Source organism: Paludicola sp. MB14-C6 (assembly GCF_030908625.1).
Taxonomy (GTDB): domain Bacteria; phylum Bacillota; class Clostridia; order Oscillospirales; family Ruminococcaceae; genus Paludihabitans.
The window spans coordinates 435,891-462,506 of the sequence record NZ_CP133133.1; the positions used below are offsets into that span (position 1 = coordinate 435,891).

Below are 26,616 nucleotides of genomic sequence, written 5' to 3' on the forward strand. Positions count from 1 at the left end.
ACTGCAAAATGATATTTTCTACAGACCTGCTCAACATGATTAAAATATACGCACGTTGCACAATCCATCACAACTCACCCTTTAAATATTTCATGATTACATCTATTGCTTCATCACATGAATAACAAACTCTTGCAGCATTTCCGTGTAGTTGTAATTTTTCAATCCAATCAAGCTGATCTTTGGTAGGCGCTTGGCCTTTGCGTTTCATTTCGATGTACAAGCTTACAAATCTTCCGCTAGGAACGGGAAGGTGAATATCCGGCACACCCTTTTTGAGTCCTTCACGCACAAGCTTTGCGCCTTGCGATTTACTCCGCTTGCCCTCGTTTGGTGTGTGATAAAGCAATTCTAATTCCGGATATTGATGGCTCATCCAAACGGACCACTGGAACAGAGCTTGTTGCTCTGCTCCTTCGAGTGGTTGTCCTATTTGGCTAATTGGCTTTGTGCCATACAGTTCTTTCCTTCGTTGTGGTGAAATACCGTCTAGGTTAACCATGGCTTAGACCTCCAATTTTCCGACAATTTTATCAGTCCGTTGTATCTGAAGCACACCTTTTGCATTGGTTGATATAGTCGCTTTTACCAATCCTGTTACATCAATGTTACATTTTAAGATAACATCATCATAAATAAGAGCGGCCATATTATTAAATATGGTGAGGTAATTTTCAGATAATGACGGAAAATTCTGTTTCCTAGCTCCTTCACCAAACAACTCTTCAATTTGTATTGATGCCCTTAATAATGTTTCTTCTCTTTGCTTTTTTCGCTTTTCTTCAAAAGCTAGTTGTTCAGCATACTTTTTTCCTTCATCGCAATTACATTGCCTTGTTGCACGTTCATTTCTTTCTGCTTCGCTTGTGCCTTCCATGTCACTATAAAGATTATACTGACCACAGAATCTACAAACACCGATTAAAGTTTCATTTTTATCCATGGCTTAGACCTCCTTCTTTTTTTACTTTCAATAACTTTTTGTCACAGTTTTCAGAATCGCACCCACGAGGTTCTCCTGTATCCAAACAATAATGGCAACCCCACAAAAGCGTACTTCTTGATATGTACCGGTAATAATAACAGCCTACGCATGTCTTTCTCATTGCACCCGCTCCTTTAGAATATCTTCAAACCTTAATTGCATAAAATCTTCTTCCATCCACCAACGAAATACATCTTCTCCCGTTTTCCAAGTTGTTACATTAGATTTAAGTGCAAGCATTCTTTCAAATGCTTTTATATAATTTTGTTGATACTTTGGAAACATACGAAATTCATAATATCTTGTTTTCCCTGCCATTGGACAACCAACACATCCTACTCGGTTAAAGCCACAATAATAAAGTGGGTTTACATCTATCTTTTCAGAGTCAATATAATTCCAAACATCGCTATCCATCCATTCAATAATTGGATTGCATACTGTTTTTGCTTGCATCTCACATTTTTCAATCAACTGTCGCTTATCATCGTTGTCATTCGTAAGAATAATTTTATTATCTTTATTACGAGAAATTGCTTCTAACACACCTCGGCTTTTTCGCTTATTGCTTTCAGCCCAGCGTACACCTGTTGTAATCATTCGACCTGCTCCTGCACCCTCTTTCAATATTTCACAACAATAACGGCCAATTCTAGTTGGAGGCATTTTTTTCTGTTCTATTAACCGCCACATAGATGTGCGCTTACCCTTATACATTGGATATGATATATTGCATTTAATTCCTTGTAATTCTAGTTCATAAAATTGCTTTTTTATATGGTGTACTGTTTGCGGTGCATCAGCAGTTGTTAAACTATGTTGAACTTCATATGTAATTCCACTACGTTTGGCAAGTTCAAGACATATATCACTATCCTTACCGCCACTTGCGGTTATCAATAAAGGAGCTTGATAAAAATGAATCGACATCTCACTTGCTTGTTTCAATCTTTCAATTGCTTTATGTTCTAAATCCATCATCTTCGCCTTCTTTGTATTTTTATCATTCTATAAAATTGATAAGGATACCCCGTTACTTCGGATACACCGTTTTCTATAGAATCACGATCAATAAAATATCCCTTTAATGGTTTAGGCTCTTTCATCCATGAGTCACACTGCACTTTTTTCTTTTTAGGTGGTGGTGGCTCTTTCAAATTACGGCTTCGACTATACCGCTTATGATATGGTGTATCATTGGCTCTAAATTTGTTTTGAGTATGGCCTATGAAATAATTTGTTAGCTCCCCATAATTACCTCTATCATCAAGAGGAAAAAACCAAGCTCGACCATATTCTTTCCAAACTTCCGTCCAAAGTCTAACATCTATGTAATTGGTTATAATATGATGATGCATTGCAGATTCACTATGCTGTTCTGCTCCTTCGATATTCTCACTATCATTCACATCTTTATCACCATATCCGGTTACAGCAACATACTGCAGCTCTTGCCCTATCTTTCGATGCTCAATTCTCATTTTGGAAAATACTTTTTTTAAATGTTTAGTTGCTGTTATTGGATCCGGTCTATTTTCCTTTTTGTAAGTAAGAATTATATGAAGGTCATTACAATAAAAATTTTCATTCACTAACCTTCTTAATTTATCCTTTGCTAATTTTTCATTTTGCTTTTTAATATTCTCAGGTGAGGGCTTTTCTTTTTTTGCTCTCATCCTATTTTTTTCATAAAAAGTAGGATGTAGTTTTATTACTTCTATTGTGTCACCTGCTTGGTACATTTGTAGTTGATACATACTTTCCATCCCCTTGATATTTTTCTAAATATAATACCTTATCAAGTTCTGAAATGGGCAACAAATGCCCATTTCGATTGACATTACTATCCAAGAGATGTATAATATTTATAGGAACTTTGCGTATCTCATGGATATGTAACTTTGCGATTAAGCACTTTAGAATTGTGGGATTCTAAAGTGCCTTTTTCTTTTCAAGATACCTTTTCATTAACTTTAACCTCTTGCATGAATTTTGGTATACAAAAGCCCCTGCTTGTCCAGTTAGCAACCAACCAATTCTCAAAATCCAACCTATCTTTATCACTAATCGGATAGTGTGATGATAGGTTTCTTCTTTGCTTAAAAAGTTCATATAGTGGTTTGATTGAATCGTGGTTTACTTTGATTTTGAAACCGTACTTGTTGTTATGTAGGAACAGTTCAGGCACAGGCGGTGGAATTATTATTTTAGACATAAGCCACTACCTGCTCTTCTTCACTAAAATTCGTTATTTGAGAGCTACATTTGACTGCAAAAACTGATATTACGATCGTTAAGAAAACAACGCTGCTAATTGCAATTACTCTTAAGTACTTTTCCAGTTTCAAGCTTGTCCACCTCCTCCAAGTAAATAACCGGATGAGGTTTGCTGATTTTGTTGTTATAAATTGCTACCGTAGCCGAAAAAATAAAAAGACAAATAGCTAAACCAATTAAAGCGTTTACAAAAGGTATGTTGTCATACTCCAACGAACCAACAAGACCGAGTGTCATAGTCAAACTAGTAACACATACAATCCCGTTTACAATGGAACATACTTTTCGCTTTAATAGATACCTGCGTTTGTCTTTTATCAATACATATTTAGTTTTCATTTTGTCACTTCCTTTTTAACGTCATTATCAAATTTTTACTTTAATTGCATTTGCCTTTCTTATATGGTAATATTTAGTCGAAAGGTGGTGTTTATTACGGGTTTTACGGACGATTTAAGAAATGAACTTGCAAATGAATTAGTTGATTGCGAATGTCCATATTGTAATCAAGCTATAACAGTATCGCTAAATGAAGATGGAGATACTATTACATGCCCACATTGCAATAATCAAATTCCAGTTACGGTCAGCGGAATTGATGAAATAGGAAATGACATTGACAATGCAATCAACAGCATCTTTGAGTAGTCTAGTTGCCTACTTTGCTTAATTGACCTGCTAATAGATTAGCTTTTTGTAGCTTTGAAGTAAGTAGGTCAATTTTCTTTTCTGCGATATCTAAATCGCACATAAGTTTTTTTAAATCACCAGTTACCTGTACTTCAACACCTTTGCAATTTATGTTTTTAACTGCTTCCACTATCTTTCACCTCCCACTTTGTTTACTTCTTGTTTTTTATCATTTCCTAACAGCCTTTTTGACTGTAACTAACATTAAGAAATTATTTCGCCGCCTAGGATACTCCCGATCATCTCGTGTGTTTTTTTAATAGATTCAGGTGTTGCCGTTTTACTTTTAATAACACCTACTATAGGGCCACCATTTGCGAACTCATTCATTCGTATTTCATCAACATCCGGCATTTTAATAGCACATTTACTATCATCAAAGTTAATGAGATTTTTTATACTTATCAAAGCAACCACCCCTTTATAAGATTTTATGATTCGATAATTTTGTCCTATTCGTGCAACTTGCTTATATTTAACAAGCTATGTTGAGTTCCTTACAAATAAGTTCGATTGTCACTTCACTATAGCCACCATTTTTACCACGAATAATTCGGCTCAAAGTTGATGGATCTATTTTTAACTTATTACATAACTCCTTTTGAGATAGTCCTTTTTCATTGAGCGCAAGCTTAATTTTCATACCGAATGGAGTTATTCTATTTTTGGCTTCCACCCTGTTTCCTCCTTTCTTGCAATTTTTCCAATTTATTGATTGCGTAATTAAAAAATAAATGCTATACTAAAAAAGGCTATACATTTATGTGAATCATAATTAAAAATTATTACGCTGTAGTGGTCAAACTTTAGCGTTATATGAATAGCCTTTTTGATAGCTGTACTTGGACGGTACGGTTACGGTAAATATAGTTTACCCGTAAAACAATAATAGTACACATTTTCGTTACTGTCAATATAAATGCATTATTTTAGTAACGAAAATAGTTAATTTGTAGCATTGAATAAAAAGGTGGTAAATATTTTGTGTACTTTAGATATAATAGTAAATGAAATGAAATCAAAAAACATAACCCAGAAAGATTTATGCGAATATTTAGGTATATCTAAACAAGCATTTACTAATTGGAAAAATGGAAATAACACATCATACATTAAGTATTTGCCTCAAATATCTCAATTGCTTGATGTTTCAATCGAATATCTGCTTGGAAAAGACAAAAAAAAATTACCCACATCAGCTAATGAAACCGATGTGAGTAATGCAGTGCTTGCCGGCAATAATAAAGAGTTAGAAAATTTGCTTAATCTTTTTGATGAATTACATCCTGACGATCAGAAGACTCTTCTCGAGCACGCTCGTTTTTTAGCTTCTCGGAAAAATGGATCAACTGACTAATTACTGTACTGTCATTTACTGTGATGTCTAGCAGTTCTTTTTTTAAATCCATTCGACTAACCTCGATTATAATTGAATTTCCCCTCTAGTGCTAGCACCAAATGTATTATAACATAGACCTATATTCAATTCCATAAACTGTACTTTTGAGATCTTTTCATAATAAAGTGAAAAGATTTAATAAAGCATTATCTTTTCTATTTTAAATTTGCTCTTGCTATTGTCATTGATATGATAATAATTAAGATAATAAATTAAATAAGGATGTGACATCATGGATTTCATTGACCAAGTCAAGCAATTTTCAAAGCGTGTCGAAAATCTAAAAGATAATATTCAAACAGAGGAAGCAACCAAAACATCTATAATCATGCCTTTTTTCGCATTATTAGGTTATGATGTTTTTAATCCTGATGAATTTGTACCGGAATTCATTGCTGATGTAGGAATAAAAAAAGGTGAAAAAGTAGACTATGCCATTTTAAATGATGGTTTACCTGTTATTTTAATTGAAGCAAAATGGATAGGCGAAAATTTACAGAAACATGATTCTCAATTATTTAGATACTTCGGTACCACTGCAGCTAAATTTGCGATACTTACAAATGGTCAATACTTCCGTTTTTACACGGATCTTCAAGAAAAAAATAAAATGGATGAAAAGCCTTTTTTAGAAATCAATATTCTAGATATAAAAGAAAATCAAGTTGCAGAATTAAAAAAATTTCATAAATCTAATTTTGATGTTAATGAAATATTAGATACAGCTTCAGAATTAAAATACTCTTATGAATTTAAGAATTTATTAGCTGAACAATTACAACAACCAAGTGATGATTTTTTAAGATTTTTTCTTACCTCAGCGTATGATGGATTAAAAACGCAAGCAGTACTTGACCGCTTTAGACCTATTTTGAAAAAATCACTAAATAATTATATAAGTGAACTAATGAATGATAAAATAAAATCGGCTTTAGGTGTAGAAGGAAATCAACCTACTAATGATGTTCAACTACCAAGTGAAGAACCAGAATTAGTTGTACCAGAAAAAACCTCAAAGATTTTTACAACAAACGATGAATTAGAAGCTTATTTTATTGTAAAAAATATATTAAAAGATTATGCTTCTGTTAACGATATTGGATACAAAGATACCGAAAGCTATTTGTCAATTCTATTTAAATCCAAGGTAACTAACTGGATTTGTCGACTAATTCTTACTGAAAACAAAAAAGTGCTTATAATACCAGACCAAAACAAAAAAGAGATTAAAAACACAATTGATAACATATATGATATTTACAACTATAAAGATCAACTTGTTGAAGTATTAAGTAGATATCAATCTTAATATAGTAAATTTATAATGTCATTATTAAACCCCAGCATAAATATGCTAGGGTTTATTTTAAGAAAGGAGTATAAATTCTTGAATGTTGCAATTTATCTTAGAAAATCAAGAGCTGAAGAATTAAGTGACACCTTAGATGATACTTTAAAGAAACACAAAGACACTTTATTGGAATTTGCTAAAAAAAACAATTTAATAATAAGCGACATCTATGAAGAAGTAGTTAGCGGTGAAAACTTATATGCTAGAACCGAAATGCTAAGACTACTTGAAAATGTCGAAAGCGGAAAGTACGATGCAGTATTATGTATGGATATTGATCGTCTTGGCCGTGGAACGATGGCACAACAAGGAATTATACTGGAAACTTTGAAAAACAGTAATACTAAAATTATCACACCTAGAAAAATTCATGACTTAAATAATGAATTTGACGAAGAATACACCGAATTTCAAAGTTTCTTCGCTCGTAAAGAATTAAAAACAATTACTCGTAGATTACAACAGGGCCTACAAAAGACTATTCAAGATGGTGGTTATATTGCTAATGCACCATATGGATATTCAAAAGCCGTTAAAGATAAACTACCAACCTTAGAAATCGTGGAGGAAGAAGCTAAGTTTATTCGCATCATGTTTAACATGTACGTACATGAAGGATATGGCTGTGAAACGATTGCTAATACTATTAACTTAATGGGTGCAACACCTAGACGAGGTGCTGCATTTAACCGCAGTACCATATTAAGAATACTAACCAATCCTGTGTATATCGGTAAAACTTTATGGAATCAACACAAGCATATAAAAAGAAACACAATTGATGGCTTTGAGAAAAAAGTGATACCACTTCCTGAGGATCAATGGAAAACTTATGATGCGATACATCCACCAATTATTGACGAAGAATTATTTAATAAAGCACAAGCAATCAAAAAAGAACGATATCATCCTTCTTGTAAAACTACTGATTTAGCTAATCCACTTGCCGGCCTTGTTTTCTGCTCTAATTGTGGCAATAAAATGCAGTATCGCTATGTGCGCAGAATGGATAGGTCATATCTAATGTGCCAAGCAAAATCATGCATCAAGTCTACCCCTTTTGACCTTGTTGAGAACGCTGTTCTTGAAAATTTGAAAAATGAGATTGAAAATCTTAAATTAAAAATTGAGAATAATAAATCAGTTGAAACTAGCCATTTTGAAGCAAACTTGCAAAGCATAAAAAAGGAATTAGAATTATGTAAGAAGCAAAAGAATAATTTATATGACCTTTTAGAGCAAAATGTTTATACGATTGAGGTATTTACTGAAAGAAGCAAACTATTGGATAGTAAAATAAAATCATTGCAATCTTCACAGGAAAATATTGAAACTCATATATCACAGATAAATAAAAAAAATATTCGTAACCAAGTAAAGCAAATTCAAAATGTTTTAGCAGCTTACAATGATTCTGATACTAACAAAAAGAATACTCTTTTAAAATCAATTATTGATAGCATTTATTACTATAAAGAACCTACTTGGAAGACAAATCAATTCATTTTAACTCTAAAATTGAAAGATATATAAAATAATCCCTATATTACAAATGGCGTAATATAGGGATTTGTCGTATTAGTTCCAACTTGTGCAATCCTTATCAGAGCATGAATCGTAGATTCTGTCAGCATTAATTGTTACAGCTTCTTTAAACGAACTTGCAACATTATTTTGTTGTGACAAGAAATTTGAATCAGCCATGTATATCCTCCTAATAATATATTTAAAAAAACAGCGTGCACACTGTCTTCTTACTAAAGTTAACTATTTTACTTCCATTAACAATCCTTTTGATTACATAGTATAGGAATAGTTTCAACTTTATACTCAATATATATTATGAAGAAATATACTTTTTGTGCTAATTATCAGATTGATATTTTATTCAGTTTTGCAAAGTTTGCCATTATTTTTTTCGTGCCTACCTTATCAAATACTACTTCAACTAAAGTATCGTTGCTCATTTTGGTCATAGAAACAACTTTTCCTTTACCGAACATCTTATGCTCAACAAAATCACCAATTGTATATGAAATTGTTGCCTTTTCTACTTGTTTTTGAACACCTACCATACCCTCTAATTCAGGTTTATAAACAGGTTTTGGCTTTTCAGGTCTTGGAGCATAGCCAAATGCTTTTTGCGTATCATCTACTAACTCAATTAAATCAGTAGGAATCTCTTTTAAAAACCGAGAAGGTAAGTTTCGACTTGTTCTACCAAACAGCATACGTTGAGCACTGTTGGTTAAATATAATTTTTGTTTTGCACGTGTCAATGCAACATAAGCCAAACGACGCTCTTCTTCTAATTCTTCAGCGCTGTTAGATGACATGTAACTTGGGAACAATCCTTCTTCCAAACCGATAACAAACACAGATTTATACTCTAAACCTTTTGCTGAATGCATAGTCATCATGATTACGCTATCATCTGAACTATTTACAGTATCTAAGTCAGTGTATAATGAAACCTCTTCCAAAAAGCCCGATAGTGTTGCTTCTTCATTCTCTTCTTCATATTTAACAAGATTAGATTTCAGCTCTTCAATATTTTCTATTCTTGGTTCTCCGTCTTTTCCTTGTGCTTTTAGATATTCAAGATAAGTCGTTTTTTCCAATAACTCATCTAACAACTCATCTAGTGAAAGCGTTAAAGATAATTCATATAGCTCTTCAATCATTGTTGCAAATCTTATAAGGCTCATGCTTTTTTTAGCAAGTGATCCATAATCAGCGGAATTCTTCATTACTTCAAGCATGGAGACACCAAGCTGTTGAGCAATGGCTTCAATATTCTTAACCGTTGTATCGCCAATTCCACGCTTAGGTTCGTTGATAACACGTTTTAGTCGAACAGAATCGTATGCATTATCAATGATGTGAAAGTAAGCTAATACATCTTTAATTTCTTTTCTATCAAAGAACTTATGACCGCCAACAATTTTATATGGAATGCCAGCTTTTACAAATTGACGCTCAATCGTTGCTGATTGTGCGTTGGTACGATATAAAATTGCATGGTCGCCAAATCGCATACCATCTTGTATATTCTTTTCAATTTCCTTTGCAATGAATAAAGCTTCGCCGACCTCGTCTTGTGCTCTGTATTGCGTTATTTTATCTCCTGAACCATTTTCGGTCCACAAATTCTTACCTTTTCTAGCGGCATTATTTTTGATAACTTCATTAGCAGCATCCAAAATGTTTTGAGTAGAACGGTAATTTTGCTCTAAGCGGATAACTGTTGCTCCCTTAAATTCTTGTTCAAAACTTAAAATATTTTCAATCGTTGCTCCTCTAAATTTATAAATACTTTGGTCATCATCACCAACAACACAAAGATTTTGATGTCTTGCGCTTAAAAGACTAACCAATTGATATTGTGCATGGTTCGTATCCTGATACTCATCAACCAAAATATATTTATATAGATTTTGATAATGATGGAGTACATCCTCATTTTCCATAAATAATTGTACTGTTAACCCGATAATATCATCAAAATCTAAAGCATTAGAGTTTTTTAATTTTTTCTGATAAGATGCATATACATTTCCAATGGCTTTTTTTCTAAAATCATCACCATTTTCTTTTAGGTAATCATCAGGAGAAATCATAGAGTCTTTTGCTCTACTAATACTGCCCAATAAAGCTTTAGGAGGATACATTTTATCATCCAAAGAAAGCTCAGACATGCAATCTTTAATCACACGCAAGCTATCGTCCGTATCATAAATAGTAAAACTTTTTTCATATCCTAATGCTTCTATTTCTTTTCTTAATATACGCACACAAATGGAGTGAAATGTGCCAGCGTTAATATGAGTTGCCGCTTCTCCCAACATTGCTTCCAATCGTTCTTTCAGCTCATTTGCCGCTTTATTTGTAAATGTGATAGCAAGAATATTCCAAGGGTTAATTGGGTTAATGTTCAACGCTTCCTTTAGTTGCTCTACATCATAATCATTTTTATCTTCTATTTCTTTTAAAAAAGCATATCCTGTTTCTGTTAAATCCTGCGGGATCGCGTCATTCAAGTATGCATTTCCAAAATGCATCATATATGCAATTCGGTTTACCAAAACAGTAGTTTTTCCACTACCTGCTCCAGCTAAAATTAAAACAGGACCTTCTGTTTGAAAAACAGCAAGTTTTTGCATACTATTCATTCTTTGAAATCTATGATCAAGTATTTTCTTTTTTAGTACTATCAATTCTTGTTTGGCTGCTTGCATTCTTTATACCTCGTTATCCTCATCTATTATTCATTTCTTTTTCTTACTTCAGCTCTATATTTGGACATAATTACCCATTGAATATTATTATAACATATTTTGACTAACAAGTGTAGTGCAATTTCTCTATTCCCATTATGTATTTTTCTATTCAATCAGAAAACACTATATAGTAACTTTGCACAGCATAGATTACATATCTCGCAAAGCTTACTAAAGATAAACATAAAAATTACAAAATTGTAGGTGAATAAATGTTTCAGTATTTGAAAAATAAAATCGCTGCAACAAAGCTTTATACAAATAAAAACGAAAACTCTCAAGTCGACGAAGAAGAGAAAAGCCCGCTTAGCACCAATATTCTGGATAATATAGTTGGATTAAGAAGCAAATATCAAAATTCAGCTGATTTTTTGGTAAGAGATATTACAATTTCAAACATCAAAGTAAATTTTATAATGATTGAAGGCATGGTTAATCTACAAACTATGTCTGAAATGCTGTTGGAACCTTTGCTTAATCAGAAGTTTTCAGATGAAGCGGATGGCAAAGAAATATATGAGTTTATTCATAACAGAACAATAATGGCTGCCGATATGGTTGACGTTTTTTCTTATGAAGAAGTATTTCGCTTTATCATGTCAGGGTTTGTTGTAATACTCTTTGACGGACTGGATAAAGGCATTGCATTTGGAATGCAAGGCTTTAATTTTCGTTCAATATCTGAACCTGTTAGTGAAGTAAATGAACGTGGTTCACGAGAAGGCTTTACAGAGCCTCTTAGAATTAACATGAGCATGGTACGTAGAAGAATTAAGTCGCCTACTTTAAAATTTGAGCTGATGACTGTTGGAAAAACGAGCAAAACAGACATCTGTTTAATGTATGTAACAGACAAGGTTTCACCTCATCTCCTGCAAGGCATACGTCAAAAAATTAAAAGCATAAAGTTAGATGTAATTTTAACGTCAGGCTACCTACAACCTTTTTTGGAAGGAAAGCCTTGGTCATTATTTTCGGATGTTGGTATTTCAGAACGCCCAGATGTAGTTGCGGCTAAAATATTTGAAGGTCGAGTTGCAATCTTAGTTGATGGTACTCCATATGCTCTAATCGTACCATATCTATTTTCCGAGAACTTTCAAAGTCTTGATGACTATGCACATAAAGTTTATTTTGCAAGTTTTATTCGTATCATTAAGTACTTTTCGTTTTTTATCACTATTCTATTGCCGGGGCTATATGTTGGAGTAGCAACTTTTCATCCCGAGTTACTTCCACACGCATTATTGTTTAATATTGCCGCAGCAGAAGAAATTACTCCATTCCCGTTATTCTTTGAAGCATTGATTATTCATTTCCTATACGAAATCATGCGTGAAGCAGGTTTACGGTTACCTCGTCCCATTGGGCATGCAGTAAGCATTGCAGGCGCTATTGTAATAGGCGATGCTGCTGTAACTGCTGGGCTCATTGGCGCTCCTATGGTGTTTATTATTGGTCTTACCGCTATTTCTGCTTTTGTAATTCCATCTTTATACGAACCAATTGCAATATTAAGGATTGGCTTTATTATTCTTGGTGGCATGATGGGATTGTATGGGATTGCGCTAGGCTTTATTGTTGTACTTGTTAATATCTGTTCACTACGTAATTTTGGTATTCCTTATACGTCACCTATTGCACCCCTAAGCAAAGATGGAATAAAAGATACCTTTCTCAGAAAGTCTTTTCAATCAATGCAAGAAGAAGATTTTAAAATACAAAATCTTAGTGGTGCTCATATAAACGATGGCAAGGAGGAACCACGATGAATCAAACAAAAATAGGAGCAAGTCAAGCTGTTATATTATTGTTATTATGTCGAGTATTTAACATTTTAAATTTTATTCCTCTTTTTTCAAATAAAATCGATATGTCATCTGAGTTAATCGCAATTATAATATGTACTCTATTAAACTTTATATTAGTTATACCAGCAATTATTCTTCTAAAAAAATATAATGGGCAAAACATTATTGATATCGCATTTCGCAAGAATAAAGTACTAGGCTATTCTATTTCTTTTTTATATGGATTCATTTTGCTATTTAACTTAATTGAAACTGTATTCGGATTTGATTTTTTTATAACAGCAGTAGTTTATCCAAACGCCTCTAGTATTACTATCATTCTAACATTTTGCATTGCTTGTTTTATTTGTGCCCAATTTGGATTAGAAGGCATTGCAAGAACTGCTACGATAGTCTTTATAATATTTTTAAGCGGTGTTATTTTTATCAGCATAACTTCTTTTAAAAATATCAACCTTCTTAATTTAAGTCCATCTCTTTCTAATACCACGAAACAAGTTATAGAAGCTATGATGACTGTAACTTCAAAAAACAGTGAAATATTCATCTTGTTGTTGTTAGCACCAAAAATCAAAGGAAACATATCAAAATGCTTTATTTGGTATATTATTTTGACTGGTATAATAAGCCTTTTATTTAACTTTTTAATTATTACTGTACTTGGTAAATTTGCTTATTCACAAACTATTCCCTATTTCACACTTGCTTCAATCTGTGAAACAAAGATATTACAGCGCTTAGATGCAGTTCATATGGTAATTTGGGTTTTCATTTCATTTGTTAAGGTTACAGCATATTCGTTATTAACTGCTGAATGCTTGAAAAAAACATTACCAAAAAAAGCACATAAATATGCTTTAACTGCTATTTTTGCCTTTACAATTCTACTTTCAATCAGTTTAACGTATATGCCTGAGGTGGTACAAAAAGCAAAATTCACTACAGGCTTTATGACTATTTTTCTTCTAACAATCCTACCTCTTTTTTTAATTCCTCAATATCATAAAAAAGGAGGAAAATTAGATGAGAACAAAATTGATTCTATTGTTAATGTTACTATCTAGTTGCATCATACTCTCCTCTTGTATTCCTTCACAACAATTAAATTCACGTGCATTAGTACAGGCAATTGGCTTGGATTATGAAAACGATGAAATTCAATTGACATTGCAAATATTTTCTCCTGCCGCTGAAGGCGCAAACGGACTTGGTGCATCCTCAAAAAACGCAAAAATTATTGAATCTCAAGGCAAAACCATATCAGAAGCAGTACAAAACGCTAACCTAGTTCAAGGAAAAGAAGTATTTGTTGGACATAACCGCATAATTATTTTAGGGACAAATTTTGTTCAAAACAAATTAAACGAAGCTCTTTCCTACTTTAGTTCAATACAAATTGCAAGAAAAAACGCTAGTATTGTAATTGGTGAAAGCAAGGCAAGCGAAATCATTAAAGCAGACATTAACCAAGGAATTTTACCCGCTGAAACCTTGCAGAAAATTATTGAAAACAACTCGAACAAAGGGCTAATTGAAAATATTATGTTCTACGAATTTGTACGAGCATATCAATCAGATGAAGAAGGTGCATTACTTCCTGTTTTTTCTCTTAACCAAAGTAAGCAAACCATACCTACTGTAACAAATCAAAATGAAAAGAAAAACAAAGGTGAAACTTTAGAAAAAGTAAGCAATCTCCAAATAAGTGGTATGGCTGTATTAAAACAAGGAAAAATTGTTGGGAAACTTGATGAGAATGAAACGCAAGGTGTATTATGGATTCGAAACACAATTCAAAATACAAAACTAGTTACATCTACTGATAAATTTAAAATAATTTCTTTAGATTTTTATCATACTAAATCAAAAATAACGCCTTCAATTAATGGAGATAATATAAAGCTAATCATAAATATTGATTGTCAATCCACATTAAACGAAGCTATATTATATGAACATTCAAATATAACCAGCTCAGATATTCAAGATATAAAAAAAGTGGCTGCGAAAAAAATCGAAGAAAAATGTCTAAAAGCATATAACAAAACAATAAACGAATATAATGTTGATGTATTGAATTTTGGAAGAATTATTGAAAAGAATGATAAAGAGCTTTGGAAGAAGCTCAAAAATAATTGGGAGGATAACGCTCACAAAATCAAATTTGAAATTCATGCATCCGTTGATACCAACAGAGTCGGATTAAACTTTGAAAAATCATAAAGTTAAAATCCACATAAAGATAACATCTATTATCTTTATGTGGATTTATTTTATCCGTTTGGATACATCTTTCTTAATAAAGGTATACCATATTCTCGTTTTGTGCCTGATATTCTATCAATAAAAGTTGCCAAATTACCTCTTGCATGTTCAGGGCCGCCTTCTCGCATCACTGTCCAAAGTGGATCGATACTGTAATCGGATTTTTTCATCATTTCATCTACCCAATCCAAAATCAGTTTTGCTCCCTTTGCACATAAATCAGGGTTTTCGCCAGCAATATTATTGAGCTGATGTGGATCTAATTTAACGTTAAATAACATTTCTTTTTCAAATAAATGATATCCGCCATGATATGTTCTTATATAAACATAATCATTAAATCGTGCGCTACGTTGACAAACATGGCAGCATTGCGTTAATATAACAGCCTCTTTTGAACAGTCTTCACCATTTAAAATGGTTTTTGCATAACTCTTACCATCATATTGATAGTGATTTCCAAACAAAGGCGTATTCAAAAGTTCTTTGATTGTTGGAAGTAAATCAACATTATCATGAAAACCTTCAGCAACAATTCCTTTTTTACCATTCGGCCATTTAATAATCATTGGGATATGACAAGTTGGTTCATCGGCTGTAGCATGCTCACCATATATTCCGAGCTCACCCATATTCTCACCATGATCTGAAGTAACAATGATCGCTAAATCGTCATCATACAAACCTTTTTGTTTTAAGAAATCAATAATCATTTTAATGTTATCGTCTGTATACTTAATACCACAATCATAATTATCCATAAACTCTTTCATTTCTTCAATTGTGGATAGTTTTCCTGGATGTCGTGGCCATTTTTCGTTTGTATCATCATTCCACATGTTAATTTCATTTGCACCATGCGGTCCTATATGTAACAAATGCTCTTTGAAAACTTCCGCTGTAATCCAATTATCAGCCAGAGGTTCATCTTTAAATGGATTTCCAAATTCTTTTGGTGCACGATATGGAGTATGTGGATCCCAAAAATGGACATGCATAAACCAGTTATCTGCGCTTCCGTTACGCTCAATCCAATCTAAAACTTTTGGTGTAACTGCCTCAGCGGATTCTCCACCACGACCACCAACATTGTAACATTCATTAAACCCTGAATTAAACCACCATGATGAATGGCGTTCTGCAAATGTACTAAAGCTGACTGTATGCATTCCAGCACGTCTAAACTGCATAAATAAGCCATTTTCAGAAAAATCATCAGTGAAATGGCGATTAGTTCCTTGTAATCTTAAGTCTGCTGCTGTTCCACCATGGCCAACCACACCCGTGCGTATACCATACTGACCAGTAATAAAAGATGCACGTGAAGGTAAACATGGCGCATTCGGACAATAATAATTATCGAATCGTACACCTTCACTAGCAATTTGATCAATTGTTGGGGAAGTGTTTCTTTGGTAACCATAGCAGCCGAGATGGTCGCTTCTTAATGTGTCAATGTCAAACATTAATACTCTCATAGTTCTCAAACTCCCTATTTTAATTTATTTTACTAAGAAAAAACAATGCTTTCTCTTGTATAACCAATTATGCCCTATTATTCAGATACTCTTCAAAGCGTTCTACAGTTGAATTTACAATTAAGTGTTCAGGAAAATCAATATCAGAAAGTAATTTCAACGCATCATCAACTTGTCCTATTGAATAGGCAAAGTGAGCATCGGAATTTACGATTACCTTTACTTCATATTTTTTGCATAATTTTGCAATCTCTTCACAGTTCGTTAATGAACCAGCACGAACGTGTAAAGAATTTTGGTTAATTTCTACCAGCTTATTATATTCTTTAAATGATTTTATTACTTTTTCATAATCGTATACATAGTTTGGATTTCCACTATGCCCTATTACGTCAACCTTTGGATTTTTTGCAATATTAAGATATGCCTGTGTATTATTATTGATTGAAGTTGATTGAAAAGTAGGCTCGTGTAATGAAGCAACTATCCAATTCAAATAAGATAAAGAATAGTCATCTAAATCAATATCACCACTACTATTTAAAATATTAACTTCAGCACCTTTTAATATTTTAACACCAAATAATTCATTGGGTATTGTCTTCATATTGACAAAATGCCAAAAATGCGGAGAGTCAGTCATTTCCGGTGCATGATCCGTAATGGCTAAATATTTTAATCCAATTTCACTTGCAAATTTAGCATTTTCTAAAACTGTAGAATATGCGTGAGAAGATGCAATCGTATGACAATGTGTATCCGCTATAACTTTCATTTATAAACTCCTTAATATAATCAAACAGCTCTTAGAAAATATCCCAATTCTTAATACTGGTTGTTTCTTCAACCGGCATACCAAGATTATGCATAAGTTCTTGTGCTGCATTATATCCCATTTTCTTTTGACGATTGTTCATAGCTGCAACTTCAAGAATAATTGCAAGGTTACGGCCCGGTTTTACAGGAATAGTAATACAAGGAACTTGTATACCAAGAATGGTTGCATATTCATTTTCCATTCCCATTCTATCGTAAGTTTTATCCGGATCCCATAATTCAAGTTTTACAATCATATCAATTTTTTCAGTTATCTTAACTGAACCCATACCAAAAAGCCTTCTTGCATTAATAATACCAACACCACGAAGCTCTAGAAAATGTCGAATATTTTCGGGTGAAGATCCAACTAATGTTCGATTGGAAACACGACGAATTTCTACTGCATCATCCGCAATCAGACGATGTCCACGCTTTACTAATTCAATAGCAGTTTCACTTTTACCGACGCCGCTTTCTCCTAATAGTAAAACGCCCTCACCATATGCTTCTATTAAAACTCCATGACGAGTAATTCTTGGTGCAAGTTCAACATTGAGGTAAGAAATCAGCCCAGACAAAAATCCGGAAGTTGTATCATTAGTTCTTAAAACGGCAACACCGTTTGCTTTTGCCGCATCCATAATTTCTTCAAAGACTTCAAGGCCCCTAGAAATAACAAGAGCAGGAAAATTCAATGCAAAAAAATCATCCAATCGTTTTTTACGTACCTCATGGGATAACGTTTCTAAATAAGAGTTTTCGCTTAAACCAAAAATTTGAATTCTTGTTTTATCAAAATGCTCTAAAAATCCGGTTAAATTCAATCCGGGACGATTAACATCGGTACTTTGCAATAAAATTTCTTTGCCTTCTGGTAAGTAGATTGTTTCAAGTCCAAAATCTTTAATAATTTTAGATAAAGGAACTGTAAATGGTGTAGACATCAATCTCGCCTTCTTCCTATCATTATTTCTTTAAAAGCTTTAGTATTTTTTTATATAGATATTATATTAACCATATTATACAGCAACATATACCTTAATTCAACTAAATTTTCTGGCATATTCTTTTCAATGCAGTTCATAATAACAATAAATCATTCTATCAACGTATTTATTTCAATAATATGGAGGAGCTATGTTAGTTGTTTTTTTTCGTGCTTTAATACTTTATATATTAATTATGGTATGTTTGCGCTTAATGGGAAAACGTCAACTCGGCGAACTTCAACCATCTGAATTAGTTATTACAATACTAATTTCAAATATTGCATCGTTACCTATAGAAGATACGGGAATACCAATGATTTTAGGGGCAATTCCTGTTTTAGCTTTAGTCAGCTTTGAAATTATTATTTCTAATTTATCTTTAAAATCAAAATGGTTCCGAGGATTTATTTCTGGAAGTCCAATCGTAATTATCAGCAATGGGGTTCTTGACCAAAACCAACTTAGAAAATTGCGTTTTTCTATAGATGACCTAATGGAAGCGCTTCGTCAAAGCAATATTTTTGATTTAAGAGATGTGCAATTTGCAATTGTTGAAACTACCGGAAAGGTAAGTGTTTTACAAAAATACGAATCACAACCCGTTACCAACAAAGATCTAAAATTAAAAAGCCAAGATCCAGCACCAGCTACCGTAGTAATCAGTGATGGTGAAATTGTAAAAGCTGTTTTACCTTTTATCAATATAACGGAAGATTGGGTAAAATCAATCGCAGCTGCCAATGCAACATCAGTAAAAGATATATTTATTATGACGGTAAATAACCGAAACGATTATTATATTATTCCCAAACAAAAAAGAATATAGCATGAAACTATAACAAGGAGCTAACATGAGTAGGTTACTTACAACAATTGGAATGATACTTCTTATTTTAGCAATCAGTTTTTGTGGAATTTGGTATGTACATCAATCAAACAAAGAAATGATTGCACTTTGCGAAGACGCAATTATTTTTAGTAATAAGGAAAATCAAGATGGGTTACTTAGCTGCATAAAAAAGCTGTCTGCTTTGTGGGAAAGCAAACAGCTTATTCTGAGTCTTTATGTCAGACACGATGAGATGGAACGTATTGATAGCCTACTAGTCGTTATAAATGCATATTACGAAACTAAAAATTATCATAGTGTAAGCGTAGAACTACACCAGTTGGAATTTATGCTAGATCATATTTATAGAAGAGAATTACCGACCATTAATAATTTACTCTAACGCTTTTTCTTTAATTTTTTTAACTCCTCCATAAATGTGTCTATATCAGCAAATTCTTTATATACCGAAGCAAATCTGACATAGGCAACTTGATCTATCTCTTTCAATTTGTCCATTACAAGTTCGCCCAAACTTGATGAATTCACTTCTTTTATCATTGCATTTGCATATGAATACTCAATATCAGAAACTAATTTCTCTAGCGTTTCAATTGATACAGGGCGTTTTTCGCATGCCCGCATAAGTCTGTCTATTAACTTATTGGCATCAAAAGGCTGACGGGATTTATCTCTTTTTATAACCATCAACGGAATGGTTTCTATTATTTCATATGTTGTAAAACGAGAGCCGCACGCTAAGCATTCTCTACGTCTTCTTATTTTTAACCCGTCCTCAGTCTGGCGAGAATCAACAACCTTACTTTCTAAATGTCCGCAAAATGCACATTTCATTTTATCAATCCCTCATGAATCATAATGTTTATAGAATCATTATAACACTAAGTAGGACTTCATTCAATACTTATAATCCATAAATCTCTGCTAAATAGTCTTCCACTATGTACTCAAGCGTTACAGGATCCACATCCTGTCCTTCTAAACGGTTTAACAAATCCATAACAACCTGATACTCATCTGAAATGTCGGAGATTGAGGTTATTGTTTTTGTTACGCCGTTATCAAAGAAAACTTGCTCAATGCCGAATTGGGTAACCCTTTCGCCCTCAAAAACTCCTTCATTTACAAGCAAAGAATAAACCGGAACTTGTTGTTTCTCTCTCACAGTACAAATCATAAACTCACTCCTTATACTTTTATGATTTGATTATACCTTATTCAAATTAAAATACAACACATTCTGTTTTTTGAATTTCGACATTACATGACAGCATAACTAACATATTGATAAAAACCAAAAAAACAATTAAATCAAATTGCATATGAATAGCTTTGTTCGTTATTATATACATTATTTTACAATAAAACTTGTACAATTTGCTTTTTAGAATTTTTAAACTTAATATTCACACATATATTGGTATATTTTCATATTAAAATATTTTTATAAATCATAAAATATTACAAAATAATTTAATATACATTAAAATTATAAATTTAAGTTAACAATGATACTTGTTTTAACAAATTTTGATAAGATTCAAAAAATTGCTGCCTAGATTTTATTGAATTACTATAAATTTCTTGTATAAAATATCCATTATAATTCAAATTCTTTAGTTGATTCATCAAAGCTGCTACGTCTAATGTACCCTCGCCTATTGGCAAACAATCATGTACTTTATTATTATCACTTAAATGAACATGGACTATGTTTTTTCCAAGCTTATTTACAAATAATTCTTGATCAATATTAGATCGAATTGCTTGTTTATTATCAAAAACAAGTGATACATCTTTATCAAGATATTCTATCATTTTCTGCAAGAAATGAACATCCCCACTTTTACATCGCTCCACATTTTCTTGTGCTACTATTATATCAAATTCTTTTCCGATATCTCGAAGCTTGGCAAAACGTTCAAAATAAAGATCATCTTCTAGAAGTCCCAGTTTACGATCACCATGAAATATAAATATCGTGGCTCCTAATATATTCATTGCATGAAAATACTGTTTATACCACTCTAACGCATCTTCAAACCTACGATCATAATTCGTAAAAAACATAAAAGGTTCAAAAGCGCAAGAAAATGGGTGAAGTGCAATCACACTTTGTCCATTTTCTTTTATTTGTTTTTCTAACTCTTTTACATAACAAGGATTCACTTCACTAAATGTATTTAAAAAGAGTTCCAGATTTTGAACACCCATTTTAGATAAAACATCAATCGTTTTCTCTAACAACTGCGGATAAAAACACGCTGTTGATACACCACAATTCATAATGTACTCCATTCTATAAGATCGAATTTCTATATAAATTAAATATATTTCAATTAAATTATTCTATTTATAAATTATACCATATTAAATTATATTCGTCATTCATAATTTAAGAAATTAGTATGAATTATAAAACATACTTATTATTTATGTTCATTTTATTACATAATTTTAACATTATTACTTTCATATTTTAGAAATATATGTTATATTATAAAAATAGACAAAATTACATTTCAGGAGGTTCATAATGGATATTTTCTATCAAATCTTGCCTTATTTAATTGGTATCGTAGTGTTAATTCTATTAATACTATTAATGTGAAAAAAAGTGCCTGCGGATAAAGCAAGAGTAATCACAGGTTTACGCAAAAGAGTACTATCTGGTCGTGGTGGCATTCAAATCCCATTCTTTGAAACGTCATGCACTATCTCTTTAGAGGCTATGTCTATGCAGACAGATGTTATTGAGGCACCTGCTAAGGGTGGTATTTTTGTAAACATCACCGGTACTGCTGTTGTAAAAATTGATAACAATCATGATAAAATTCTGATTGCAGCTGAACAATTTTGTAATGGAAGTGCAGACAACACAACCAACAATATCAAGGTTGTTGTTGAGCAAATATTAGAAGGTAAATTAAGAGGTATTGTTTCAACTTTGTCTGTAGAGCAAATTAACGAAGATCGTGTGGCATTTGAAAGCTCTATCGAAGAGAGTATTACTAATGAGTTGAATTCTATGGGGTTGAAATTGCTTTCTTACACAGTTCTTAAAATTTCAACACAAGGTGGTTACTTAGAAAACAGAGCAATTCCTCAAATTGCAGCATCAAAATCTGATGCCGATATCGCACAAGCTGAAAGAAAACGTGACACAGAAATCAAAACTGCCGTTGCTATTCGAGAAGGTGAAAAGGCTAGATTGAATGCGCAAGCTGATATTGCAGAAAGTGAAAGAGATAAGCAAATTCGAACTGAACAATATCGTGCAGAACAAGACAAAGCAAAAGCAAACGCCGATATTGCATATAAATTACAAGAAATTGATAACAATCAATTTGTAGCACAAAAAGAAGCTGAATTAGCCAAAAAACAAGCAGTTGTTGTTGAAGAACAATTAGTTGCAAAAGTTAAAAAGCCTGCAGATGCTAAGAGATATGAAACCGAAGTAAACGCAGAAGCTGAAAAAACACGTTCCATTAAAATTGCCGAAGCTGAGGCTGAAACAATAAGAATAAAAGCATTAGCAAATGCTGAAGCTAAAAAAATTGAAGCGGAAGCAGAAGCACAAGCAATTCGTGCACGTGGTTCTGCGGAAGCGCAATCCATAAAAGATAAAGGTATTGCAGAAGCCGAAGCGAAAGATCGTTTAGCAGAAGCTATGAAGAAATATGGCGAAGCTGCTGTTGTTGAAATGCTGATTGATAAACTACCTGATATTATGGAAAAAATTGCTTCTCCAATGTCTCAAATTGATAAAATTACTGTCATTGATAACGGAAGTGGAACCAGCTCCTCTAACTTAGTAAAAACAGTTACCGACGTTGCCGGAAAAGGTTTTGAGGTTATCAAAGATTTAACCGGACTTGATGTTTCCGAATTGATTACCACTTTTGTGAACAAAGAGAAAACCAAAGATACAACAATCGTAAATGTAACCCCTGAAACAAGCACCAACTACATAGAAGAAAACAAAGAAGATTAAACATATTAACAATAACAAATTTGTAGTTGGGTATACCAAGAATTTTGTGTAAATATAAAAACAATCAGAACAAGAAATAGGAACAAAATAGTAATTGACATAGTGTATAGGTTAGTTGAAACAAGTTTATTTAATGACAAAAGGGGCATGCCCCTTTTGTCATTAAATTTTGGCGGCTGAACATAGAATCATCCAGCGATTCTGTCCGAAAACATGATGTTTAATTGGTTTAAAACAACGTCCCAATTTCGACAACGTTGTGTCCATCGTTCGACAATTTTCTTTGAAGCTAAATACAGTATCCTTTTTAAACTATCATCATTTTGAAATGATGGTTTGTTCTTGGTTATTTGTCTGAACTGCCTGTTTAATCCCTCAATAATATTAGTTGTGTATATTATTTTCCTTACATCAGTTGGATATGCAAAAAAGGTTGATAGTATATCCCAGTTATCCTCCCAACTCTTTATGCAAGAAGGATAACTTTTACCCCATTTTTCTTTGAATGATATTAGATTATTCAATGCTTCTTCCTCTGTAACAGCTTGATATACTAGTTTTAGATCTGCCATTAACTTCTTGATATCTTTGTATCCTACATATCGTGTTGAATATCGAATTTGATGTATAATACAACGTTGAATGTGCGCTTTGGGATATGCTGCATTGATTGCTTCTTTAAAACCTTTTAAACCGTCAACACAAAATAGGTATACATCTTGCAAACCCCTTGATTTCAAGTCATTCATAACGCTCAACCAGAATTTTGAGCTCTCGTTTTCTCCAATCCAAATGCCCAATATATCTTTATTTCCTTCAAGTGTAATTCCTAAAACCACATATGCTGCTTTCGTTACAAACTGATTGTTTTCTTTTACTTTGTAGTGTATTGCATCCATGAACACAAATGGGTATACACTATCTAGTGGACGGTTTTGCCATGCTGTTACTTCCGGCATTATTTTTTCTGTTATCTTGCTTACTAGTCCATCTGAAATTTCTACATCATAAAGATTTTTTACTTGTTCAGCAATATCTCGTTGAGACATGCCACAAGAGTAAAGTGCAATAATTTTTTCTTCCATCCCGTCAGCATTACGATTATATTTACCAATAATTTGTGGTTCAAATTCACCGTTTCTATCACGAGGAACATTAATATCCACTTCGCCAAGTTGTGTTTTAACTGTTTTCTTTGAATATCCATTTCGATAATTTTTCGACATGCTTTTTCCGTCATCGTTCGCTATTCTTTGACTTTTTTGGTAACCCAATTCTTCGTCTAATTCACTATCCATAACTTGCTGAAGAACATCTTTGAACATCTCTTTCATTGCCTGCATAACCTCTGTTGTGCTTGTGAAGTTTTGGCTGTTCACATACTCTTTTAATAACTCTTTCGGTTGCTTTTCCATAAAAAAATACTTCCTTTCATACTTGAATTTATTATCTTAATTCTTGTCTGATTGGAAGTACCTTATTCACTTTTACACAAAATTTTCGGGAGTCTCTTGTAGTTTAAAAGTGGTATCTATCACATTAGGATAGATACCACTTTTTTAATTACTATTTCTTTTTATTCACTTGTTTTGCACGTAAATTATTATCTAAAATTTGTTTTCTAATTCTTATATTCTTCGGAGTAATTTCTAACAATTCATCTTCATTGATGAACTCTAAGCATTCTTCCAAACTCATTTTCTTAGATGGAACTAGTCTTAATGCATCATCACTACCAGAAGCACGCATATTGGTAAGTTGTTTTCTCTTACATACGTTTACTGCTAAATCATCTGATTTTGCTGACATACCAACAACCATACCTTCATAAACTGGGGTTTGTGCATCAATAAATAATACACCACGCTCTTGAGCGTTAAACAGGCCATATGCTACTGCTGTACCTGTTTCAAACGCAACGAGTGAACCGTTTGATCGACTGATTATTTCGCCTTTATATGGTTGATAGCTATCAAAGATTGAATTTAAAATACCCTCACCTTTTGTATCAGTTAAGAATTCACTTCTGTAACCAAATAAACCTCTTGCCGGAATTAAAAACTCAATTCTCATACGGCTTCCTTGTGGGGTCATTTGAATTAAGTCAGCTTTTCTTGTACCCATTTTCTCCATTACAGAACCCATAAATTCTTCAGGTACATCAATTAACAATCGCTCAATTGGCTCATAGGTTTTGCCGTCAACTTCTTTCATCAACACTCTAGGTGGGTTAACTGAGAACTCATAACCTTCTCTACGCATATTTTCAATCAGAATAGATAGATGCATCTCACCACGTCCGGCAACTTTTAAGCTATCAGAGTTTTCAGTTGTTGTTACTCTTAATGATACATCTTTTAAAAGCTCTTTATGCAATCTATCGTGAATTTGTCTGGAGGTTACATATTTACCCTCACGACCAGCGAATGGACTATCATTAACTGCAAATGTCATTTCTACAGTAGGCTCAGAAATTTTTACAAATGGTAATGGTTCAACATTCGTTGGTGCACATAATGTATCACCAATTGTAATGTTTTCAATACCTGAGAAAATAATAATATCTCCCATTTTTGCACTGTCAGTTGGTACACGTTTTAAGCCTTCAATTTGGTTTAAGCTAACGATTCTTCCTTTATAAGGAGTCTTCGTATTATGATAATCAGCTACTATAACGTCTTGGTTTACTTTAATTTGTCCACGTTCAATTCTACCAATACCAATTCTACCAACATAATCATTATAGTCGATAGAAGATACTAATACTTGAAGGTCGCCTTCTTCATCACCTTCCGGAGGATCAATATGATTTAAAATTGCTTCAAACATCGGAATAAGGTCAGTTCCAACATGGTCAGGTGAAAGTGATGCTGTTCCATCTCTACCGGAACAGAATAAAACTGGGCTTTCTAATTGCTCTTCCGTTGCATCTAAATCTAATAATAATTCTAAAACTTCATCTACAACTTCATGACAACGAGCATCAGGACGGTCGATTTTATTTACTACAATAATAATTTTATGACCTAATTCTAGTGCTTTTTGAAGTACAAAGCGAGTTTGTGGCATTGGTCCTTCTGCTGCATCAACAAGTAAAAGTACACCATTTACCATTTTTAATATACGTTCAACTTCACCTGAGAAATCGGCATGGCCAGGAGTGTCGATGATGTTAATTTTTACACCATTGTAGCTAGCTGCTGTATTTTTAGCAAGAATTGTAATTCCTCTTTCACGTTCTATATCATTGTTATCCATAACTCTATCTGCAACAACTTGATTTTCTCTAAATGCACCACCTTGTTTCAACATTTCGTCTACTAAAGTAGTCTTACCATGGTCAACGTGGGCAATAATTGCGACATTTCTTAAATCTTCTCTAATCATTAATGGGGCCCCTTTCAAAGGCGTTTTTTATCAAAATACAT

At 32.9% G+C, this 26,616-nt stretch carries 30 protein-coding genes; 10 read left to right on the plus strand and 20 right to left on the minus strand.

The features are described 5' to 3' along the window. Window positions 1–67: 67 nt before the first annotated feature. From RBG61_RS02055 to RBG61_RS02085, 7 genes are all read right to left on the minus strand, one after another. A complete protein-coding gene (locus RBG61_RS02055; RefSeq protein ID WP_307945239.1) occupies window positions 68–502 on the minus strand; it encodes a VRR-NUC domain-containing protein in 435 nt (144 codons plus the stop codon). 3 nt (window positions 503–505) lie between these two features. Then, the gene (locus RBG61_RS02060) at window positions 506–943 is read right to left on the minus strand and encodes a hypothetical protein (RefSeq protein ID WP_307945242.1); all 438 of its coding nucleotides are present in this window, start codon (window positions 941–943) and stop codon (window positions 506–508) included. Then, window positions 936–1,106, minus strand: coding sequence for a hypothetical protein (locus RBG61_RS02065; RefSeq protein WP_307945244.1), 171 nt, complete (start codon window positions 1,104–1,106; stop codon window positions 936–938). The genes RBG61_RS02060 and RBG61_RS02065 overlap by 8 nt, the downstream gene beginning before the upstream one ends. Beyond that, window positions 1,103–1,963: a phosphoadenosine phosphosulfate reductase family protein gene (locus tag RBG61_RS02070; protein WP_307945245.1), complete on the minus strand. Its 861-nt coding sequence runs from the start codon at window positions 1,961–1,963 to the stop codon at window positions 1,103–1,105. The genes RBG61_RS02065 and RBG61_RS02070 overlap by 4 nt, the downstream gene beginning before the upstream one ends. Next, complete coding sequence (locus RBG61_RS02075) at window positions 1,963–2,742, minus strand: hypothetical protein (protein ID WP_307945247.1); 780 nt, start codon at window positions 2,740–2,742, stop codon at window positions 1,963–1,965. The genes RBG61_RS02070 and RBG61_RS02075 overlap by 1 nt, the downstream gene beginning before the upstream one ends. Window positions 2,743–2,936: 194 nt before the next feature. Continuing rightward, window positions 2,937–3,200, minus strand: coding sequence for a hypothetical protein (locus RBG61_RS02080; protein WP_307945249.1), 264 nt, complete (start codon window positions 3,198–3,200; stop codon window positions 2,937–2,939). A gap of 95 nt (window positions 3,201–3,295) precedes the next feature. After that, complete coding sequence (locus tag RBG61_RS02085; protein ID WP_307945251.1) at window positions 3,296–3,601, minus strand: hypothetical protein; 306 nt, start codon at window positions 3,599–3,601, stop codon at window positions 3,296–3,298. An 87-nt stretch (window positions 3,602–3,688) separates the two neighbouring features. On the opposite strand from RBG61_RS02085, the gene RBG61_RS02090 reads away from it, so the two are divergent. Beyond that, window positions 3,689–3,910, plus strand: a complete 222-nt coding sequence (locus RBG61_RS02090; protein ID WP_307945253.1) for a hypothetical protein — start codon at window positions 3,689–3,691, stop codon at window positions 3,908–3,910. A 1-nt stretch (window position 3,911) separates the two neighbouring features. Here RBG61_RS02090 and RBG61_RS02095 read toward each other — a convergent pair whose 3' ends face one another. The 3 genes from RBG61_RS02095 to RBG61_RS02105 form a co-directional block, all read right to left on the minus strand. Further along, a complete protein-coding gene (locus RBG61_RS02095; RefSeq protein ID WP_307945255.1) occupies window positions 3,912–4,082 on the minus strand; it encodes a hypothetical protein in 171 nt (56 codons plus the stop codon). A 74-nt stretch (window positions 4,083–4,156) separates the two neighbouring features. After that, window positions 4,157–4,360 carry a hypothetical protein gene (locus RBG61_RS02100; protein ID WP_307945256.1) on the minus strand — a complete coding sequence of 68 codons (204 nt, stop codon included), beginning with the start codon at window positions 4,358–4,360 and terminating at the stop codon, window positions 4,157–4,159. A 67-nt stretch (window positions 4,361–4,427) separates the two neighbouring features. Beyond that, window positions 4,428–4,628, minus strand: a complete 201-nt coding sequence (locus RBG61_RS02105) for a helix-turn-helix domain-containing protein (RefSeq protein ID WP_307945258.1) — start codon at window positions 4,626–4,628, stop codon at window positions 4,428–4,430. 306 nt (window positions 4,629–4,934) lie between these two features. Between RBG61_RS02105 and RBG61_RS02110 the strand changes: the two genes are divergently transcribed. From RBG61_RS02110 to RBG61_RS02120, 3 genes are all read left to right on the plus strand, one after another. Further along, complete coding sequence (locus RBG61_RS02110; protein WP_307945260.1) at window positions 4,935–5,309, plus strand: helix-turn-helix domain-containing protein; 375 nt, start codon at window positions 4,935–4,937, stop codon at window positions 5,307–5,309. Window positions 5,310–5,583: 274 nt separating this feature from the next. Continuing rightward, entirely contained in the window at window positions 5,584–6,660 is a 1,077-nt protein-coding gene (locus RBG61_RS02115; protein ID WP_307945262.1) for a type I restriction endonuclease, read from the plus strand. A 78-nt stretch (window positions 6,661–6,738) separates the two neighbouring features. Next, entirely contained in the window at window positions 6,739–8,235 is a 1,497-nt protein-coding gene (locus RBG61_RS02120; protein WP_307945263.1) for a recombinase family protein, read from the plus strand. 45 nt (window positions 8,236–8,280) lie between these two features. Here RBG61_RS02120 and RBG61_RS02125 read toward each other — a convergent pair whose 3' ends face one another. Then, window positions 8,281–8,406: a hypothetical protein gene (locus RBG61_RS02125; RefSeq protein WP_307945265.1), complete on the minus strand. Its 126-nt coding sequence runs from the start codon at window positions 8,404–8,406 to the stop codon at window positions 8,281–8,283. 167 nt (window positions 8,407–8,573) lie between these two features. After that, window positions 8,574–10,940, minus strand: a complete 2,367-nt coding sequence (locus tag RBG61_RS02130; RefSeq protein ID WP_307945267.1) for an ATP-dependent helicase — start codon at window positions 10,938–10,940, stop codon at window positions 8,574–8,576. 254 nt (window positions 10,941–11,194) lie between these two features. Here RBG61_RS02130 and RBG61_RS02135 point away from each other — a divergent pair, with 254 nt between their 5' ends. The 3 genes from RBG61_RS02135 to RBG61_RS02145 are packed head-to-tail and all read left to right on the plus strand — an operon-like array spanning window position 11,195 to window position 15,016. Continuing rightward, window positions 11,195–12,754 (plus strand): spore germination protein, encoded by a 1,560-nt coding sequence (locus tag RBG61_RS02135; protein ID WP_307945270.1) that lies wholly within the window; start codon window positions 11,195–11,197, stop codon window positions 12,752–12,754. Next, window positions 12,751–13,857, plus strand: a complete 1,107-nt coding sequence (locus RBG61_RS02140; RefSeq protein WP_307945272.1) for a GerAB/ArcD/ProY family transporter — start codon at window positions 12,751–12,753, stop codon at window positions 13,855–13,857. Before RBG61_RS02135 ends, RBG61_RS02140 begins: the two co-directional genes overlap by 4 nt. After that, the gene (locus tag RBG61_RS02145) at window positions 13,817–15,016 is read left to right on the plus strand and encodes a Ger(x)C family spore germination protein (RefSeq protein WP_307945274.1); all 1,200 of its coding nucleotides are present in this window, start codon (window positions 13,817–13,819) and stop codon (window positions 15,014–15,016) included. The genes RBG61_RS02140 and RBG61_RS02145 overlap by 41 nt, the downstream gene beginning before the upstream one ends. A gap of 50 nt (window positions 15,017–15,066) precedes the next feature. Here the strand turns inward: RBG61_RS02145 and RBG61_RS02150 are convergent, their stop codons facing one another. From RBG61_RS02150 to hprK, 3 genes are all read right to left on the minus strand, one after another. Further along, on the minus strand, window positions 15,067–16,536 hold the full coding sequence (locus RBG61_RS02150) for a sulfatase (RefSeq protein ID WP_307945276.1): 1,470 nt from the start codon (window positions 16,534–16,536) through the stop codon (window positions 15,067–15,069). 67 nt (window positions 16,537–16,603) lie between these two features. Further along, window positions 16,604–17,311: a phosphatase gene (locus RBG61_RS02155; protein WP_307945277.1), complete on the minus strand. Its 708-nt coding sequence runs from the start codon at window positions 17,309–17,311 to the stop codon at window positions 16,604–16,606. 31 nt (window positions 17,312–17,342) lie between these two features. Further along, the gene (gene hprK, locus RBG61_RS02160) at window positions 17,343–18,299 is read right to left on the minus strand and encodes an HPr(Ser) kinase/phosphatase (RefSeq protein ID WP_307945279.1); all 957 of its coding nucleotides are present in this window, start codon (window positions 18,297–18,299) and stop codon (window positions 17,343–17,345) included. 193 nt (window positions 18,300–18,492) lie between these two features. On the opposite strand from hprK, the gene RBG61_RS02165 reads away from it, so the two are divergent. Continuing rightward, complete coding sequence (locus RBG61_RS02165; RefSeq protein WP_307945280.1) at window positions 18,493–19,170, plus strand: DUF421 domain-containing protein; 678 nt, start codon at window positions 18,493–18,495, stop codon at window positions 19,168–19,170. Window positions 19,171–19,195: 25 nt separating this feature from the next. Continuing rightward, on the plus strand, window positions 19,196–19,576 hold the full coding sequence (locus tag RBG61_RS02170; protein WP_307945281.1) for a DUF4363 family protein: 381 nt from the start codon (window positions 19,196–19,198) through the stop codon (window positions 19,574–19,576). Here RBG61_RS02170 and nrdR read toward each other — a convergent pair. The 3 genes from nrdR to RBG61_RS02185 form a co-directional block, all read right to left on the minus strand. Beyond that, window positions 19,573–20,028: a transcriptional regulator NrdR gene (gene nrdR / locus RBG61_RS02175; RefSeq protein ID WP_307945282.1), complete on the minus strand. Its 456-nt coding sequence runs from the start codon at window positions 20,026–20,028 to the stop codon at window positions 19,573–19,575. The two genes, RBG61_RS02170 and nrdR, sit on opposite strands and share 4 nt — an antisense overlap. Before the next feature lie 70 nt (window positions 20,029–20,098). Then, window positions 20,099–20,371, minus strand: coding sequence for a DUF6514 family protein (locus RBG61_RS02180; RefSeq protein ID WP_307945285.1), 273 nt, complete (start codon window positions 20,369–20,371; stop codon window positions 20,099–20,101). A 320-nt stretch (window positions 20,372–20,691) separates the two neighbouring features. Continuing rightward, entirely contained in the window at window positions 20,692–21,480 is a 789-nt protein-coding gene (locus tag RBG61_RS02185) for a sugar phosphate isomerase/epimerase family protein (protein ID WP_307945287.1), read from the minus strand. A gap of 331 nt (window positions 21,481–21,811) precedes the next feature. Here RBG61_RS02185 and RBG61_RS02190 point away from each other — a divergent pair, with 331 nt between their 5' ends. Beyond that, on the plus strand, window positions 21,812–23,188 hold the full coding sequence (locus tag RBG61_RS02190; RefSeq protein WP_307945288.1) for a flotillin family protein: 1,377 nt from the start codon (window positions 21,812–21,814) through the stop codon (window positions 23,186–23,188). A gap of 188 nt (window positions 23,189–23,376) precedes the next feature. Here the strand turns inward: RBG61_RS02190 and RBG61_RS02195 are convergent, their stop codons facing one another. Together RBG61_RS02195 and typA are read right to left on the minus strand one after the other, a co-directional pair. Continuing rightward, window positions 23,377–24,603 (minus strand): IS256 family transposase, encoded by a 1,227-nt coding sequence (locus RBG61_RS02195; protein WP_307942478.1) that lies wholly within the window; start codon window positions 24,601–24,603, stop codon window positions 23,377–23,379. Window positions 24,604–24,754: 151 nt separating this feature from the next. Then, window positions 24,755–26,575 (minus strand): translational GTPase TypA, encoded by a 1,821-nt coding sequence (typA, locus tag RBG61_RS02200; protein WP_307945290.1) that lies wholly within the window; start codon window positions 26,573–26,575, stop codon window positions 24,755–24,757. Between the last annotated feature and the right edge of the window lie 41 nt (window positions 26,576–26,616).

Excerpts from the sequence above, each read along its gene's own strand:
- RBG61_RS02055 (WP_307945239.1), bottom strand. The coding sequence starts at position 502 with ATGGTTAACCTAGACGGTATTTCACCACAACGAAGGAAAGAACTGTAT.
- RBG61_RS02060 (WP_307945242.1), bottom strand. The coding sequence starts at position 943 with ATGGATAAAAATGAAACTTTAATCGGTGTTTGTAGATTCTGTGGTCAG.
- RBG61_RS02065 (WP_307945244.1), bottom strand. The coding sequence starts at position 1,106 with ATGAGAAAGACATGCGTAGGCTGTTATTATTACCGGTACATATCAAGA.
- RBG61_RS02070 (WP_307945245.1), bottom strand. The coding sequence starts at position 1,963 with ATGGATTTAGAACATAAAGCAATTGAAAGATTGAAACAAGCAAGTGAG.
- RBG61_RS02075 (WP_307945247.1), bottom strand. The coding sequence starts at position 2,742 with ATGTATCAACTACAAATGTACCAAGCAGGTGACACAATAGAAGTAATA.
- RBG61_RS02080 (WP_307945249.1), bottom strand. The coding sequence starts at position 3,200 with ATGTCTAAAATAATAATTCCACCGCCTGTGCCTGAACTGTTCCTACAT.
- RBG61_RS02085 (WP_307945251.1), bottom strand. The coding sequence starts at position 3,601 with ATGAAAACTAAATATGTATTGATAAAAGACAAACGCAGGTATCTATTA.
- RBG61_RS02115 (WP_307945262.1), top strand. The coding sequence starts at position 5,584 with ATGGATTTCATTGACCAAGTCAAGCAATTTTCAAAGCGTGTCGAAAAT.
- RBG61_RS02125 (WP_307945265.1), bottom strand. The coding sequence starts at position 8,406 with ATGGCTGATTCAAATTTCTTGTCACAACAAAATAATGTTGCAAGTTCG.
- RBG61_RS02130 (WP_307945267.1), bottom strand. The coding sequence starts at position 10,940 with ATGCAAGCAGCCAAACAAGAATTGATAGTACTAAAAAAGAAAATACTT.
- RBG61_RS02135 (WP_307945270.1), top strand. The coding sequence starts at position 11,195 with ATGTTTCAGTATTTGAAAAATAAAATCGCTGCAACAAAGCTTTATACA.
- RBG61_RS02140 (WP_307945272.1), top strand. The coding sequence starts at position 12,751 with ATGAATCAAACAAAAATAGGAGCAAGTCAAGCTGTTATATTATTGTTA.
- RBG61_RS02145 (WP_307945274.1), top strand. The coding sequence starts at position 13,817 with ATGAGAACAAAATTGATTCTATTGTTAATGTTACTATCTAGTTGCATC.
- RBG61_RS02150 (WP_307945276.1), bottom strand. The coding sequence starts at position 16,536 with ATGAGAGTATTAATGTTTGACATTGACACATTAAGAAGCGACCATCTC.
- RBG61_RS02155 (WP_307945277.1), bottom strand. The coding sequence starts at position 17,311 with ATGAAAGTTATAGCGGATACACATTGTCATACGATTGCATCTTCTCAC.
- hprK (WP_307945279.1), bottom strand. The coding sequence starts at position 18,299 with ATGTCTACACCATTTACAGTTCCTTTATCTAAAATTATTAAAGATTTT.
- RBG61_RS02165 (WP_307945280.1), top strand. The coding sequence starts at position 18,493 with ATGTTAGTTGTTTTTTTTCGTGCTTTAATACTTTATATATTAATTATG.
- RBG61_RS02170 (WP_307945281.1), top strand. The coding sequence starts at position 19,196 with ATGAGTAGGTTACTTACAACAATTGGAATGATACTTCTTATTTTAGCA.
- nrdR (WP_307945282.1), bottom strand. The coding sequence starts at position 20,028 with ATGAAATGTGCATTTTGCGGACATTTAGAAAGTAAGGTTGTTGATTCT.
- RBG61_RS02180 (WP_307945285.1), bottom strand. The coding sequence starts at position 20,371 with ATGATTTGTACTGTGAGAGAGAAACAACAAGTTCCGGTTTATTCTTTG.
- RBG61_RS02185 (WP_307945287.1), bottom strand. The coding sequence starts at position 21,480 with ATGAATTGTGGTGTATCAACAGCGTGTTTTTATCCGCAGTTGTTAGAG.
- RBG61_RS02195 (WP_307942478.1), bottom strand. The coding sequence starts at position 24,603 with ATGGAAAAGCAACCGAAAGAGTTATTAAAAGAGTATGTGAACAGCCAA.
- typA (WP_307945290.1), bottom strand. The coding sequence starts at position 26,575 with ATGATTAGAGAAGATTTAAGAAATGTCGCAATTATTGCCCACGTTGAC.